Annotated in this window: 11 protein-coding genes; 8 read left to right on the forward strand and 3 right to left on the reverse strand. The window is 65.3% G+C overall.

Annotated elements, in window-relative coordinates:
- Positions 1 to 48: 48 nt before the first annotated feature.
- The 4 genes from HRL51_RS02530 to HRL51_RS02545 all read left to right on the forward strand — a co-directional run bounded on the left by HRL51_RS02530 (position 49) and on the right by HRL51_RS02545 (position 3,974).
- Positions 49 to 1,347 carry an ABC transporter substrate-binding protein gene (locus tag HRL51_RS02530; protein ID WP_172119663.1) on the forward strand — a complete coding sequence of 433 codons (1,299 nt, stop codon included), beginning with the start codon at positions 49 to 51 and terminating at the stop codon, positions 1,345 to 1,347.
- A 9-nt stretch (positions 1,348 to 1,356) separates the two neighbouring features.
- Positions 1,357 to 2,331: a carbohydrate ABC transporter permease gene (locus HRL51_RS02535; RefSeq protein WP_216666157.1), complete on the forward strand. Its 975-nt coding sequence runs from the start codon at positions 1,357 to 1,359 to the stop codon at positions 2,329 to 2,331.
- Entirely contained in the window at positions 2,328 to 3,233 is a 906-nt protein-coding gene (locus HRL51_RS02540; RefSeq protein ID WP_172119661.1) for a carbohydrate ABC transporter permease, read from the forward strand. Before HRL51_RS02535 ends, HRL51_RS02540 begins: the two co-directional genes overlap by 4 nt.
- Positions 3,234 to 3,449: 216 nt before the next feature.
- The gene (locus HRL51_RS02545; RefSeq protein WP_342355654.1) at positions 3,450 to 3,974 is read left to right on the forward strand and encodes a Gfo/Idh/MocA family protein; all 525 of its coding nucleotides are present in this window, start codon (positions 3,450 to 3,452) and stop codon (positions 3,972 to 3,974) included.
- Positions 3,975 to 4,640: 666 nt separating this feature from the next.
- Here HRL51_RS02545 and HRL51_RS02550 read toward each other — a convergent pair.
- Positions 4,641 to 6,212 carry an MDR family MFS transporter gene (locus HRL51_RS02550; protein WP_172119659.1) on the reverse strand — a complete coding sequence of 524 codons (1,572 nt, stop codon included), beginning with the start codon at positions 6,210 to 6,212 and terminating at the stop codon, positions 4,641 to 4,643.
- Positions 6,213 to 6,441: 229 nt separating this feature from the next.
- On the opposite strand from HRL51_RS02550, the gene HRL51_RS02555 reads away from it, so the two are divergent.
- The 4 genes from HRL51_RS02555 (at position 6,442) to HRL51_RS02570 (ending at position 11,156) form a co-directional block, all read left to right on the forward strand.
- Positions 6,442 to 7,746 (forward strand): ABC transporter substrate-binding protein, encoded by a 1,305-nt coding sequence (locus HRL51_RS02555; RefSeq protein ID WP_172119658.1) that lies wholly within the window; start codon positions 6,442 to 6,444, stop codon positions 7,744 to 7,746.
- Between the two features lie 143 nt (positions 7,747 to 7,889).
- Entirely contained in the window at positions 7,890 to 8,939 is a 1,050-nt protein-coding gene (locus HRL51_RS02560) for a carbohydrate ABC transporter permease (RefSeq protein WP_172192368.1), read from the forward strand.
- Positions 8,936 to 9,817 (forward strand): carbohydrate ABC transporter permease, encoded by an 882-nt coding sequence (locus HRL51_RS02565; protein WP_172119656.1) that lies wholly within the window; start codon positions 8,936 to 8,938, stop codon positions 9,815 to 9,817. Before HRL51_RS02560 ends, HRL51_RS02565 begins: the two co-directional genes overlap by 4 nt.
- Before the next feature lie 328 nt (positions 9,818 to 10,145).
- The gene (locus HRL51_RS02570; protein ID WP_172192370.1) at positions 10,146 to 11,156 is read left to right on the forward strand and encodes a LacI family DNA-binding transcriptional regulator; all 1,011 of its coding nucleotides are present in this window, start codon (positions 10,146 to 10,148) and stop codon (positions 11,154 to 11,156) included.
- 182 nt (positions 11,157 to 11,338) lie between these two features.
- Here the strand turns inward: HRL51_RS02570 and HRL51_RS11675 are convergent, their stop codons facing one another.
- Together HRL51_RS11675 and HRL51_RS02580 are read right to left on the reverse strand one after the other, a co-directional pair.
- On the reverse strand, positions 11,339 to 12,385 hold the full coding sequence (locus tag HRL51_RS11675) for an SDR family oxidoreductase (RefSeq protein ID WP_172192372.1): 1,047 nt from the start codon (positions 12,383 to 12,385) through the stop codon (positions 11,339 to 11,341).
- A 143-nt stretch (positions 12,386 to 12,528) separates the two neighbouring features.
- The gene (locus HRL51_RS02580; protein ID WP_172192506.1) at positions 12,529 to 15,024 is read right to left on the reverse strand and encodes a TIM-barrel domain-containing protein; all 2,496 of its coding nucleotides are present in this window, start codon (positions 15,022 to 15,024) and stop codon (positions 12,529 to 12,531) included.
- Positions 15,025 to 15,112: the final 88 nt, after the last annotated feature.

Below are 15,112 nucleotides of genomic sequence, written 5' to 3' on the forward strand. Positions count from 1 at the left end.
GTGGCGGGGTCACGCAGCGGTCCCGCCCAAGCAGACAAGGAGACTGCGATGCAGCTGTCGCGACGCACGTTGATGCGCACCGGCGCCCTCGGCCTGGGCGTGCTCGGTGCGGGGGCCATGGCGGGGTGCTCGACCTCAACCTCCCCCTCCAAGAGCAGCGGCTCGGGTAGTGACGAGATGGTCCTGTGGACCTGGCCCGAGGGCTTTGGGAAGGACGTCTTGGACGCTGTGGCCGCGCAGTTCCCGGACCATCCTGTGCGCCAGGACGTTATCGGTGGCGACTTCAAGCAGAAGCTCACCACCACATTTACCGCAGGCAGCGGCCTGCCGGACATCGCCGGCGTCAAGGGTGAGGACATCGCGTTCTTCCGTCAGCACGCCGACTACTTCGTGGACCTCAACACCCTGGGGGCCGAGGACCTCAAGTCCACGTACCTGGAGTGGAAGTGGGCTCAGGCCACGACCACGGACGGCAAGCAGCTGGGTGTTCCGATCGACATCGGCCCGACCGCCCTGTTCTACCGCTTTGACGTCTTTGAGGAAGCGGGCTTGCCCTCTGACCCTGATGAGCTTGCTGCGGCGATCCGCACCTGGGACGAGTTCATTGAGCTGGGCAAGAAGCTTCTGGACGCCAAGCCGGATACCTTCCTGGTCCGTAACACCTCCGGCATCTTCGACACGGTCTGGCCCCAGTCAGGCAAGGGATACATCGATGAGTCGGGCACGTACATCGGCGATGGCGACCACATCCGCGAGGCGTGGGACACGGCGATGAAGGCCCTTGACGCTGGCATCGTAGCCAAGATCGAGTCCAACACCGCTGATACCGCCGCGGCAGTCAATGAGGGCCGCCTGCCCGCGGACTTCGGCGCCTCCTGGCACCTGGCTGACCTCATGGTTGACGCTCCGGAGACGGCAGGGAAGTGGCACGTGTGTGCCCACCCAGGCCCCGCCACCAACAACGGCGGCTCCTTCCTCACGATCCCGGCGGGAGTGGCTGACCCCGAGACCTCCTTCGAGCTCATCAAGTTCATTCTCAGCCCGGCCAACCAGGTCCTGGAATACGTGGACAAGGGCAACTTCCCGTCCACTCCTGAGGCTTTTTCCGACCCGCAGGTCGCGGGACCGGTGGACTTCCTGGGTGGGCAGAAGGCCGCCGAGGTCTTCGGTGCCGTCGCTGAGACGATCGAGGTCCTCTACGAGGACCCCAACCACTCCGCCGTCCAGGCTCCCTTCATCGCCCAGATCGATCTGGTCGAGTCCTCAGGCAAGGACCCCGAGGCTGCGTGGAAGGACGCCGTGGAGGAGTCCAAGCGCATCGCCAAGCAGATCGGCCTGACGGTCTGAGGCACGATGGTGGCTCATCCTTCCCTCCGAACGACCTCGGCTGCTGCCGCCCACAGGGCGGGCGGCAGCAGCCGAGGCGGTCGGCGCCGTCAACGCGGTTCGTGGTCCCCCTACCTGGCGATCTCACCCTATTTTCTCTTCTTCCTCGCCTTCGGGGCGATGCCCATGGTCTTCACCATGCTGCTCGCCTTCACCAACTGGTCAGGACTGGGGGACATCCACTTCATCGGGCTAGAGAACTTCCAGTACCTCATCACAGACAGGCTGTTCTACAAGTCCCTGAGCAATACCCTCATCTTGTGGGTGATGTGCACGGTCCCAACCCTGACCCTGGCGACCATCGTCGCCCTCATGCTGAATTCGACCCTGCGTCTGTCCACGACCTATCGGGTGATCTACCTGGTCCCCAATGTCACCTCGATGGTGGCTATGGGTATCCTCTTCTCTTCGATCTTCTCCTCACGCTTTGGCCTGGCCAACGCCCTGGTGAGCCTGTTCGGTGGGGACCCGATTCCCTGGCTGCAGAGCGAGTGGGGTATCAAGATCGCAATCGCCTGCCTGACGACGTGGAGCTTCGTGGGTTACAACGCCCTGCTCATTCTGGCCGGGCTCCAGGCCATCGACAAGACGCAGTACGAGGCCGCTGCCATTGACGGCGCCAACTCCTGGCAGATCTTCTTCAAGATCACCTTGCCTCAGCTCCGGCCGATCGTCCTGTTCGTCACGCTCATGTCCACGATCGGCTCGCTGCAGTCCTTCACTGAGTCTCAGGTGCTGACCTCCTCCAACTCCTCGGGAGCGGCATCGGCCGGTGGCGTGGGCAACTCGGGTCTGACGATGGTCATGTACTTCTACTCTGTCGCCTTCCAGGAGAACCGCTACGGCTATGGTGCGGCGATTGCCTGGGGTGTGTTCGTCGTCGTCATGTTCTTCTCAGCCATCAACTGGTTGGTGACCAAGGAGCAGAAGGGGAGGCGCTCATGAGCCTGTCCGTCAAGACCGTCTCCCCAGCTCTGTCCGGGCCGTCGATCAGCTCCCGTCCAGCGCGTCGTCCACGACTGACCTACCGGAGCAAGTGGGCGATTGCTCGTCACGTGGCACTGACGGCCGGCGCCCTGCTGGCGATCTTTCCCTTCTACTGGATGGTTGTCCTGGCGACGCACAGCTCGGAGGTCATCTATCAGTTCCCGCCGGTGCTGACCCCGGGAGACAAGCTGGGGGAGAACCTGGCCTCTATCTTCTCCCGGATCAATATCTGGGCGGCGATGTCCAATACGGCCGTCGTTGCCTTCAGTGTCACCTTCCTGGTCCTGCTCATCTCCTCGCTGGCGGCCTTCGCCTTTGCCAAGTATGAGTTCGCGGGCAAGAAGGCGTTCTTTGGCGTGGTGATGGCTACCTTCCTGCTGCCTGCGCAGCTGGCCACCATCCCGCAGTTCCTGGTGATGAGCAAGCTGGGCTGGGTGGGGGACCTCAAGGCCCTCATCTTCCCGTCGCTGGCCAGTGCCTTCGGTGTGTTCTGGCTGCGTCAGTATGCGGCGAGCTCTATCCCCAGCGAGCTGCTAGAGGCGGCCAGGATCGATGGCTGCGGCTTCTGGCGCCAGTACGTCCACGTGTGCCTGCCCATGATCCGCCCGGCGCTGGGCTTCCTGGGGATGTTCACCTTCATTGGCTCGTGGAATGACTTCATGTGGCCACTCATCGTGCTCAACGATCCCTCCAGGCTCACCCTGCAGGTGGCTCTGAGTCAGCTCAAGACCGCGCACGGCACCGACTACGGCATGCTCATGTCCTCCGCGCTGATCTCCGTGGTGCCGTTGCTCCTCATCTTCTTCGTGGGGGCCAAGCAGTTCATCGCTGGTATCACCGATGGTGCACTCAAGAGTTAACGGGATGACCTGACACTCCTGTCGCCGAGACGGCACGTGGCCGACGGCGGGGAAGGACCGGGTGGTCGCCATGGGCGGCCACCCGGTCCTTTGTGATCCCGGGACCTTGGACGCCAGTAAGTAAGCGTTGAGATGCGATATCGCCGAGCGTGCAGCGCCCTCGGTGATCTCAATGGAGAGGAATACTCATGACCGCCGCGCACGGTCGCACCCTTCGTGTCCGGAACGGAGATGATGTCCTCTGGTCTCGTTGACGCCGTCATCATCGCTGTGCCTGACCCCTTCCATGCTGAGCTCGTCCACGCCTGCCTCGACGCCGGCCTGCCGGTCCTGTGTGAGGAGCCGCTGACGCTCACCGTGGAAGAAGCCGGGGAGATCATCCGCAAGCACGACGCGCTGGAGCGTCCTTTGCTCACAGTGGGGTTCATGCGCCGCTTCGACCCCAGCTACCGTGCGATGAAAGCACGCCTAGCCTCCGGCAGCGAGGGGGCGCTCCTCATGACCCACTCCTGCCACCGCAACGTCGAGGCCTACCCAGGTCAGGACTCTTCCGCCACGATCACCAACTCTGCTGTCCATGAGATTGATGTCCTTCCGTGGCTCGCGGGCAGCATCGAGATGCCTTCGGTTCCTTCTCTGGCTGAAGCAGATGAGTACGTCGTATCCACCGGTGTGACCCGCCAGGCTGCCTATCCCGCAGACTGGCGCCCGCGATTCCCTGAGCACCACGATCGTCGCTGACGCCTTGGTGCGCTCGATGAATGAGGGCGGGGCACGGATCAGTGTCCCGTCCCCCGCGTCGGTTCTCGACACCGCCGCGCAGCTTGGCATCAGCGCCGTCAAGCTTCCTACCGGTGGCTGGTCATCGGCTCCACACTGCGACGTGCGCGGCCTGCTGGCTGATGACCGCGCGCGAGCGTGGCGAGAGCACAGTCGTGCTCATGTCCGGTCTGCCAGGTGGAGCCGCTGGAGATCAGGCTCCAAGCTGGGTGACGACCTCCTGGCCGCCGGAGACCCAGACGATTCTGGACGACCAGTGGAATGAGGTCGCCATTCCTTATCGGAAAGCCCTGGCCGCATACGGCCATGTCCTCAGGCACACGGATGCCGCGCCGTGTCGGCTCACGTATCACCGAGCTCGGTGATCGCGGCTCGCACGCGCTTACTGCCCGCTTGCCTGATGGAACGTAGCTGACAGTCGCCGTCGAGACGCCAGCAGCGCAGCGACCTCTGTCAGGCCAGGGCTGCGTGACGGCGTACGTGTCATAGCCGGAGCCTCACGGGCCTCGCTTTGACGAGGCTCCTCCTGAGGATCTCCACTGACGTACCAGTCTCCAACGAGCGTGTACTCGCGGGTTGGAACGAGAGCACCCGCAGAGGAAGACGGCCTGTGGGAAGGGGCGGCTGTCAGCTCTGCTTGCGGGCTTCTTCGTCAGCGACTTGTTCCAGACCGGTCTTGACCGACAGTGGGATGGGGCGGAAGGCCAGGGCGACGAGGGCGGCGACGACGAGCACGGGTGCTAGCCCGAGAAGCACGGGGCCGAGAGCATCCTGGTAGGCAGCAGAAATGTGGGCCTGTGTGCTGGGATCCATTGAGGCGATCGCTGCCGGAGTGAGCGACGTGGCGTCCTGGCTGCTCAGTCCTACTGCTAACAGGCTGCCAGTCAGACGCGAGGTAAAGAGAACTCCGACCACGGTGTTGCCCACGCTGACACCGATCTCGCGGAAGAAGTTGTTGGTCGAGGTGGCCGTGCCCAGTACCCTGGCGGGTAGGGCGTTCTGGATGATGAGGACGGACAGCTGCAGGAACATACCCACGCCCAGCTGCAGGATGAACACTCCCACGCCAAACCACCACACGGGGGCGTCAGAGGGGATGAGCCCGAGCACGGCCATGCCGCAGGCTGCCAGGAGCGAGCCCAGGACCGGATAGATCTTGTACCGGCCGGTGCGCGAGACCAGCCAGCCGGAGGTCACGGACCCCAGGAACATGGCGATCGCGCCGGGAACGAGCACGAGCCCGGAGACGGTGGGGGAGACGCCGTGAACCATCTGGACGTAGGTAGGCAGGTAGCCATTCATGCCAAACATGCAGGCACACATGAGCACGGCAACCACGGTCGCGACGATGAAGGTGTGGTTCGTCAAGATCGACAGAGGCATGAGGGGGTCGTGGGCGCGTTTCTCGACGGGGATGAGAGCTGCCCAGGAGAGGACGGTGATGACCCCCAGGGTGATGATGAGCGGATCTGTCCAGGCGTAGGTGGTGCCGCCCCAGGTCGCCAGAAGCACGATGCCTGTGGCGCCGATACTGGCGAGGGCGAGCCCAGCCCAGTCAATGTTCAGGCGGGTGCGACGGCGAGGCATCTTCAGGGCGATAGCGACGGCGATCCAGGCGAACAGGCCGAAAGGCAGGAAGAACCAGAAAATGCTCCGCCAGCCAAGCCACTCAGTGAGCCACCCTCCGAGTAGGGGGCCCAGGATCGCGGCGATTCCGAACATCGCGCCCATCGGGGCCATGTACTTGCCTCGCACGCGTGGCGGGATGAGGTCGCCGGTGATGGCCTGGGAGCAGATCATGAGCCCGCCTCCGCCCAGGCCCTGGACGAAGCGGAAGACGGTGAAGGCCATCATGTCCGGGGCTGCCCCGCACAGGGCGGATCCGCCTACGAACAGGGCGATGGCCAGGAGATAGAGGTGCTTGCGCCCGACGAGGTCGCCCACCTTGCCGTACAGGGGCATCGCCAGGGTCTGGCCCAAGGTGTAGGCGGTGATGGCCCATGACATGTGGGCGACTCCGCCCAGCTCGCCGATCACTGTCGGTAAGGCGGTGGCGACGACGGTGTGGTAGAGCGCTGCCAGGAACTGCACGGTCATGAGGCAGGCGTAGACCAGCCAGAACCTGGCGTCGGGACGGAACGTCATGACCTCGGTGGAGGGGTTCTGTGGGCGGTCTGGCGGGGTGGGTCTCGTGCTCATCGTGCTCCTCATCGCAACCGCGCCATTATGCCAGCTCCTGGGGATGGAGGGTCATGACGGGGGCGCGAAGATGACCACATGGTCGATAACAAAATGATGACAAGGTGGCCTCTTCCTCGGCCTTACGGGCTGGTCGGGGTTAGTGTGGTTCGCGAGTCGACGCGCGTCGATAGTAGTAGGGGAGTAACGAGGCACTCCTGCGACGCCGTCATTCAAGGAGGAAAGACTCATGGCCACCTCACTTCCACGCCGTCGTCTGATCCAGGCCTCTGCCGTCGCTGCGGCCCTGGCTGCGGCAGCCGCCTGCGGCTCCAAGGACAAGGGCTCCGGCTCCTCGGGCTCGGCCGCGTCCTCGGGCACCTTCGAAGGTACTGGCCCGATCACCTGGGTCCAGGGCAAGGACAACTCTGGCGGCATGGTCCAAAAGCGCATCGACCAGTGGAACGCGGAGAACCCTGACGAGCAGGTCACTCTCATCGAGCTCAGCGCCGAGGCGGACCAGCAGCGCCAGTCCTTCATCAACAACGCCCAGACCAAGTCTGACGCCTATGACGTCATCTCAGTAGACAACGTGTGGGTGGCTGAGTTCGCTGCCAACCAGTGGATCGTCGAGCTTCCCAAGGACGAGCTGGCTGACCCCGACATCATCGAGTCGGTGTGGAACACGGGCCTGTACATGGACAGGCTCTACGCCATGCCCTTCGCTACCGACTCCTCAATCATGTACTACCGCAAGGACTTCCTTGACGAGGCCGGCGTCCCGGTGCCCACCAGCTGGGAAGAGGTCATCGCCGCCGTCGACGCTGTGCGCAAGGTTGCTGGCCACGAGAAGATCGGCGGATTCGGGGGGCAGTTCGCCAAGTATGAGGGCCTGACCTGCTGCGCCAGCGAGTTCATCAACACCTTCGGAGGATCCTTCGTCGATGACTCCGGCGCCGTCACGATCAACTCCCCGCAGGCCATCGAGGGCTTGCAGCTGCTCGTTGACGGCTTCAAGAACGGCTACATCCCCACCGAGGCCCTGGAGTGGAGCGAGGAGGACGGCCGCAATGCCTTCGAGGCCGGCAACCTGCTCTTCTACCGCCAGTGGCCGTACCAGTACGCCAATAACCTCGAGACCCTGGGAGAGGAAAAGTTCGGCGTCGCTGCGCTGCCGAGCCTGGGTGGGAACACCTTCGTCCCGACCCTGGGGGGACACAACTGCGGTATCTCGGCCTTCTCCAAGAACAAGGCGACGGCACTGAAGTTCGTCAAGTGGTTCACCTCCGCCGAGTCCGAGAAGTACGCCCTGGAGACCCAGACACTGGCCCCCATCACAGCCTCTCTGTACGAGGACTCCGACATGCTGGCGAAGTTCCCCTACCTGCCCACGCTGCGCGAGTCCCTTGACGCCGCCAAGGGCCGTCCCAAGGCCGTGGCCTACGGTGACGTCACCGCTGCGATCCAGGACGCGATCTACCCGGCCATCAAGCAGGAGACCAGTGCCGAGGAGGCCATCGCCTCCCTGGAGACGGCTCTGAAGGCCCTGAGCTGACCAAGGTCCTGGCCGCCGCGCACCCGCGGCGGCCAGGACCCGTCAGGAACGACGGCGTAGCACGTCTCCCCCTGGCGCGCACCCTGGGGTGCGGCACCGAGGTCGTGCCCCTAGGCCCGGTCTGTTGCTATCGAAGGACACCCATGAGCACAACGAAGTATGCGCCGTCCGCGCTCGGACGGCGGTCCACGACCACCCGGGCACAGTCCCGGCTCGCGTGGATCCTCATGACCCCGACGGTCATCGTCCTGATGATCGTCATCATCATCCCGGTTCTCCAGTCCCTGTACCAGTCCCTGTTCGGCAAGGCGGGCCTGGACCCTGAGACCGGCTTTGTCTCCGACGTCGAGCCCTTCATCGGGCTGGAGAACTACACAGCGATCTTCTCTGACGCCGGGCAGCGCTTCTGGACCGCGGCCTGGAACACCACCCTGTTCGGCGTGGTCACCGTCCTGGCGGAAACCGTGCTCGGGGTGTCCATGGCGCTCATCATGCACAAAGCCATGCGCGGGCGCGGCTTCGTGCGCGCCGCCATCCTCGTGCCCTGGGCGATCCCCACCGCCGTCTCCGGCATCCTGTGGGGCTGGATCTTCAACCAGAACGGCGTGGCCAACGCGATCCTGGGAAAACACATCATGTGGGCCTCGGGAGACCTCAGCGCCAAGATGGCCATCATCATCGCCGATGTGTGGAAGACAGCTCCCTATATCGGCCTGCTGACCCTGGCTGGCCTCCAGGTCATCCCGGATGAGGTCTACGAGGCCGCCAAGATCGACGGAGCAAACGCATGGAGGCGTTTTACCCGGATCACCCTGCCGCTGGTCAAGCCCGCCCTCGTGGTCGCCGTGCTGTTCAGGACCCTGGACGCCCTGCGCATGTTTGACCTTCCCTACATTCTCATCGGCCCACGCAAGTCCAGCGTCGAGACCATCTCTATGCTCGTCCAGGACGAGGCCTCCAACCTCCGCTACGGATCGGCAGCCGCCTACGCGCTCATCCTCTTCCTGTACGTCTTTGTCTTCGCCTTCGCCTTCGTCAAGATCACCCGTGCTGATCTGGGAGCCAGCACCGAGAAAAAGCGCAGGAAGGGCGGGCGCCTGTCCGCATCGGTCTTTCTGCCTGGCTGGCGGCGGGGGACCAAGCCCGGCTCCGCCGTCGTCGCTGCTGCCGCCCGGAAGGAAGATGAGGTATGAGCACCGCCACCGCAGTCACAGGACGCCGCGTCGTGGAGCGTCCGTCCAAGCGCGCCTCCTGGGGGCAGGTAGCCTCCACCTTCGGCATCGTCCTCATCGTCATCTACTGTCTGGCGCCCTTCTACTGGATGATCGTGTCCTCACTGCGCCCGGACTCCGAGATCTTTGACAACTCCTGGTGGCCAGCCAACCCCTCGCTGGAGAACTACGAGGCGGTCTTCGGGGCCAAGAACAACTTCGCCCAGGGACTGGTCAACTCCCTCATCGTCTCGGTGATCGTGACCATCGTCGCCCTGGCGATCGCGACCTTCGCCTCCTACGCGCTAGCGCGTCTGGACTTCCGCGGCAAGGGCTTCCTGCTCCTGGTGGTCCTGGCCACCTCAATGTTCCCGCTTGTGGCCATCATCGTGCCGCTTCTGAAGAACTTCTCGGCCTGGGGCTGGATCAACACCTACCAGGCCATGATTATCCCGGACCTGTCCTTCTCCCTGCCCCTAGCGGTGTGGAACCTGACCAGCTTCTTCCGCCAGATGCCCCAGGAGCTGGAGCAGTCGGCGATGGTGGACGGGTGCACGCCCGGTCAGGCCTTCCGCAAGATCATCTTGCCGCTGGCAGCGCCCGGGATCTTCACCACCGCCATCATCATCTTCATCGGCGCCTGGAACGAGTTCCTCGTGGCGGTGACCATGATCAACGATCCCACCATGCAGCCGGCGACCGTGCTGCTGAGCAAGTTCACCGGTGCCTCACAGTTCAACACCCCCTTCGGCTCGCAGATGGCAGCCGGTGTGGTGATGACCCTGCCACTGGTGATCATGGTGCTCATCTTCCAGCGCCGCATTGTTGCAGGCCTGGCCGCAGGTGGCTTGAAGTCCTGAGACGGTCCGCTCCCGGTGCGGGTGGGAGCCCGCGGGGCACGCCGGATGACCTCGCTCCAGCACTCCCGCTCCTGGTACGAGGGCCAGAACAGGTCCACGCTCCCACCCGCGCCGGTGCCAAGTCCGCCTGGTACGCCACTGGCTGGGCGCAGGCGAGTAGACCACCAGGCACTCCTGTCTAGGAGGCTACTGGTACCGGAGTTGACCCGTGTACGCCACCGGCCACTGAGACCATCTCACACCAGCCCCCTCCCAGACGGCCGCTGGCGCACCCACCGTAGGATCATGGGGCACGCACCTGAGGCCGCCGAGCGGGTAAGGAGGAGACATGGCTGCCACCCGCGCTGATGTGGCCCGTCTTGCTGGCGTCTCGCCGTCGACCGTCACCTACGTGCTCACCGGCCAGCGCTCAACCAGCCAGGCCACCCGCGAGCGCGTGCGCAGGGCCGTTCAGGAGCTGGGCTACCAACCCAACCTGCTTGCCTCCTCCCTGGCCTCACGCTCGGTGCGGAGCGTGGGCGTACTGCTGCGTATGGAGCGCGAGACGGTCGAGGCGGGGGACCTGCTCTACATCGACGGCGTGAGGGCGGGGGTGGAGAGCTCAGGGATCCAGGTCGTGGTGCCGATGGGTCTGCGCTCGCGGCCCCAGGACAACCTCCACGACCTCATCCGCTCGCGATCCATTGACTCGGCCATCCTCATGGACGTGGCTATTGATGACGAGCGCGAGGCCCTCCTGCTGGAGGAGGGGGTGCCCACGGTCCTCATCGGTACGTCCGGACGCGGCGGGGGTGCGCCCTCGATTGACGCAGACTTTGACCAGATGTCCGAGCTGGCCATGCGGCACCTGGCGGGGCTCGGCCATGAGCGCGTCCTCATCGTCACTCGCAGCCCTGATATCGAGACCGCGCGCGCCTACCAGGCCCAGCATGAGGCCGTGCGCTCGGTGGCCCAGCGTGTGGGGCTGACCGGCATCTACCGGGCGCTGACAGACAATGTCACCTTCGGCGGCCAGCTGGTGGGGGCCGAGGGGCTGATTGAGGGCTGCACGGCGGTGCTGAGCAACAACCCTGCCGTCCTGTCCGGGATCCTGGCAGCAGCACAGGCACTGGGCCTGGAGGTGCCACGTGACCTGTCTGCGATGTCGATGGGGGCCCTCGTGTCCGGCGGTGGTGGCGAGGTCCTGCTCAGCGCGGCCGACGTCGATGCCTACGAGATGGGCCATACCGCAGGCAACATGCTGGTGCGCCTCATCAAGGAGCCGGGACTAGACGAGCACGTGTCCATGCCCGCCACCCTCAGTGACCGTGGGACGACGGGACCGGCGCCACGGCGCTGAGCGAGACTGCCGCAGCGCGCAGGTACCAGTCAGACCGTGACTGCCGCTGCCAGCGCTACGGCACTAGCAATGGCGGTGCCCGGATGCGGTGCGCGATGACAGGACTGGCGGGACCCCTCGCCGTTGATCCGCGGAAGCCACCCTGCCCCTGCCTGTAGCGATAGCGCCCCTGAAGGGCTCCGTCAGGAACGGCGGAAGCCTCCTTCGGTGGAGATGACCTGCCCGGTGACCCAGGCGGCCTCGTCAGTCAGCAGCCAGGTGATGAGCCGGGCTGGATCCGCCGTCGTCGGCATCCGGCCGCCGGGAAAACGAGGCGCAAGGGCAGCAATCAGCTCGGGGCTCATGTAGCCGGTGTCCACGGGACCGGGGTTGACCGTGTTGAGCCGGATGCCTTCCTCGGCCAGGCCGGCCGCGAGCGAGGGGGTGATGCCGGCCAGTGCCGCCTTGGAGGTGGCGTAGGCGATCTCTCCGGGCATCGGGCCCTCGCCCTGCCCCGAGGTCATGAGGACGACGGCTGTGGCGAGCTCCGGGCCCTCCCGCCTGGCTGGTACCTGGACAGGCACGGCGGTCCGGCAGGCCGCAGCGTGCGAGGCTGGTGCGGTGGGCTGAGCTGACGTGATGGCCTGGGTCGGTTGGGTGCTGGTGCTTGGCTGGGCACTCATGACTGGCGCAGCGTCAGTTACAGACGTGATGTCCGGCGTCGGGGCGGCGTCACAGGGTGGGGAGGCAGAGTGCCGACGGTGCTCGGCCAGGGCCTGGACCAGCAGGAGGCTGGAGCGGGCGTTGACCTGCCAGTGGTGGTCGAGGTCAGTGGCGGTGACCTGGGTGAGTGTGCCGTCGTGGCCGGAGGCAGCGTGGTTGCACACCAGGGCGTTGAGGTCCCCCAGCTCGTTGACCGCCTGGCGCACCAGTGCCGCAGGAGCGGTGGGATCGGCAAGGTCTGCCTCGGCATGGGCCACGCGCGCCCCGACCACGAGGTGGCTGCGCACGCCCTCGACCACGGCAGCGACGTCGTCGGCACCCCAGGGCTGGGCGGCGTCGTGCGGGGCAAGGTGCTGGAGGAACAGGCTTGCCCCCATCTGGGCGGCCCGGCAGGCGATGGCATAGCCGATCCCGGCCCGGCGCGAGACGCCGGTGACCATGACGACCCGGCCGGCCAGAGGAAGGGTGGCGGAGCCAGGTGGCTCAGGTTGGGGGTGGGTGTGCGTGGGTGAGGGGGCGGTGGTCATGGGTACTCCTCGGCTGGAGGCGCGTCGCTTACGCCCCGGAACAGTCGGTTTCGCAGCGGCCCGCTGCGAAACCGACTGTTCACGAGCGAAAACGATGAGGGGACAGGGACGGGGCTATGACAGGAGACGGGGCGGAGCCCACCTCATGCGATCTCGGCTACGGCCGTGAGGATCTCCTCGGGCAGTCCTACTGCACGCAGCCCGGACAACAGCGCGCCCCCGCGCGCCCCGCTGGTGACAACCTGCCAGGCGCGGTCCTTGACCTGGTACTCCAGCTCGGCCGGCTCCAGGATGGTGAAGACCTCGTCAGCCAGGGAAGGAGGCTCGGTGGTGACCCCGGAGAGCTCGATGACGACGTCCTCGCCCGGTCGCACCGTGCCCACGTGCACGTCCAGGCCCCCGCCCAGCGTGAAGCCGTCAGCCTCACGCTCAGTGACCTCCACCGGCCTGCCAGCGACGCTCGCGCTGACCTGGCCGCCCGTGCTGAGCAGGTGGAGGGTGAGCTCGCGCTCCGCCGGCGCGACGCCGTCGGCCCCCTCCTGCGTGACCTCCAGGCGCGCGGTGGCAGCCTCCTCGTCCCAGGTCAGCGTGAAACGGGTGCGCACCACGCCATCCTCACCGGGCTCGGGGGAGGCGTCGTCCTCCTCCAGGACGAACTCGCCGTCGGCACCGGGGACCACGATGGCACCCAGGTGGCGCGGGTTGTCTCCGGCTGCCTCGCTCAGGTCCTCTGCTCCCACCAGGACCTGTCCGGCGCGGGCGAGCACAGGAATCTGATCCAGCGGACGCGACAGGCTCATCATCGCGCCGTCAGCACCAGCCTCATAGCGTCGTCCGGTAGGTAGATCGAACCATGTTCCTTCCGGCAGCCAGGCGCTCTGGCGAGCTAGCGACGTCGTCGGATCGGCCTGGCTGACCATGGGGACAACCATGAGGTCACCGAAGAGGAACTGTGTGCGCGACGCGTAGGCGCCCATCTGACGTGAGTAGTCGTGGTAAACGGGTCGGACGGGCGCGAGCCCTTCAGTGTGTGCACGCCGGGCCCAGGTGTAGAGGTAGGGCACTAAGCGGTGACGCAGACGCAGATGAGCCTCGATGGTGGCGCGTGCCTCGCGGGAGTAACGCCAGGGCTCCTTGGAGTTGAACACTGAGTCCGTCGAGTGCAGGCGGTTGATGGGGGAGAAGCACCCCAGCTGGACCCACCGCGCCATCATCTGCGAGTCCTTGACACCAAACATGTGACCACCGATGTCGTTAGACCACCAGTAGTAGCCGATGTTGGCGGCAGTCGCAGTGAACTCTGGCTGGAACACCAACGACTCCCAGGTGGTGACAGTGTCGCCAGAGAAGCCGACCGGAGTGCGGTGGCTCGACGCGTCAGCAAAACGGGAGAAGGTCACCGGACGGCGTCGATAGGTCTCCACCGAACCGTCTCCGGTGGTGCGGGTGCGCTCACGTCCAGAGTCGAGATAGTGAACGTGGTTGAGCATCCAGAGTGGATCCAGGCCAGGGATGTCCGTGACGCCGCCCTGCTGCCAGTCCAGCCACCAGAAGTCCACGCCCTGCTCCTCCAGAGTGTGGTGGGCATGGGTGAGGTAGGCGGCGGTGAAGTCCTTGTCCCCGATGTTGAAGGGGATCTCCTTACCACTGTCTGGGTCCAGGCCGAGCTGGCGGGCCATGGGCTCGTAGGCGTCCTCGTGGCGGCGGATGCCTGCGGCCGGGTGGAGGTTGAGTGTGACCTCCATGCCCCGGGCGTGCAGGGCGTCAAGGAAACGCTGGGGGTTGGGGAACAGGTCAGTGTTCCAGGTGTATCCCGTCCAGCCGTTGCCGATGGCGGGATCAATATCGACCCAGTGCCAGTCCATGTCGATGACGGCGACTGAGAAGGGCAGCTCCTCCTCCTCGAAGCGGTCCATGAGCTCAAGGTAGGACTGCTCGGAGTACTTGTGATACCGGCTCCACCAGTTGCCCAGCAATGCACGGGGAATCAGTGGGGTCGGTCCGGTCAGCTGGAAGAAGTCGCGCAGCGCAGCCTGGTAGTCCTGGCCGTATCCGAAGAGGTACAGATCCTCGTCCGCCGTTGAGCCGTCGATGGGGCTGGTGCCTGGGCGTGGCTGCACCCACTGGTCGTTGAGGAGGAGCAATGAGCCGGAGTCGTCAATGAGGGAGTAGCCGTTGAGGGCCAGGAGTCCTGGGTTCAGGAGCGCGCGTCCGTCCACCTCGTCCAGAGTGCGGCAGGTGCCACCCAAGTTAGTCGGGTAGGTTTCTTCAGGATTCCAGGTCTCCCCGTGGTGCCACGTGCCTCCGTGTGGGGACAGCACTGCGGTCCGCAGACTCACGCTCAGTCCCGAACGAGAGAAGCCGCGAGAGGGCTGATAGGTGAGGTGGAGGTGCTCGGTGAGGATCTCGACGCGATCCTCACCGCGGACCACCTCGAAGGCGGGGGCGGGGCCCAGGTCGCGGTTGAGTACCAGCTGGGTGGCGGCGTCGACGAACTGGCCGCTGGCGCAGTGCTCCATACGGATGAGGCGGTCCGTGAGTACCGTGAAGCGGGTGTCCTGCCCGACCTCGACGATCGCATCGGGACGCGCGGGCGCGGGGGAGAGCTGCGCGGTGGCGTCAGATAGTGGGGAGGACATCATGATCCCTTTCAAGGTTTCACGCTAAACCAAAGAAAAAGGTACTCTGTTCCCGCCCGGTGGTCAACGGTCGGGCGCCGAGCGGGCT

Source organism: Actinomyces faecalis (genome assembly GCF_013184985.2).
Classification (GTDB): domain Bacteria; phylum Actinomycetota; class Actinomycetes; order Actinomycetales; family Actinomycetaceae; genus Actinomyces; species Actinomyces faecalis.

What these genes read in the sequence shown, in the direction of transcription:
- HRL51_RS02530 (WP_172119663.1), top strand. Translation starts at nt 49, where the DNA reads ATGCAGCTGTCGCGACGCACGTTGATGCGCACCGGCGCCCTCGGCCTG.
- HRL51_RS02540 (WP_172119661.1), top strand. Translation starts at nt 2,328, where the DNA reads ATGAGCCTGTCCGTCAAGACCGTCTCCCCAGCTCTGTCCGGGCCGTCG.
- HRL51_RS02550 (WP_172119659.1), bottom strand. Translation starts at nt 6,212, where the DNA reads ATGAGCACGAGACCCACCCCGCCAGACCGCCCACAGAACCCCTCCACC.
- HRL51_RS02555 (WP_172119658.1), top strand. Translation starts at nt 6,442, where the DNA reads ATGGCCACCTCACTTCCACGCCGTCGTCTGATCCAGGCCTCTGCCGTC.
- HRL51_RS02560 (WP_172192368.1), top strand. Translation starts at nt 7,890, where the DNA reads ATGAGCACAACGAAGTATGCGCCGTCCGCGCTCGGACGGCGGTCCACG.
- HRL51_RS02565 (WP_172119656.1), top strand. Translation starts at nt 8,936, where the DNA reads ATGAGCACCGCCACCGCAGTCACAGGACGCCGCGTCGTGGAGCGTCCG.
- HRL51_RS02570 (WP_172192370.1), top strand. Translation starts at nt 10,146, where the DNA reads ATGGCTGCCACCCGCGCTGATGTGGCCCGTCTTGCTGGCGTCTCGCCG.
- HRL51_RS11675 (WP_172192372.1), bottom strand. Translation starts at nt 12,385, where the DNA reads ATGACCACCGCCCCCTCACCCACGCACACCCACCCCCAACCTGAGCCA.
- HRL51_RS02580 (WP_172192506.1), bottom strand. Translation starts at nt 15,024, where the DNA reads ATGTCCTCCCCACTATCTGACGCCACCGCGCAGCTCTCCCCCGCGCCC.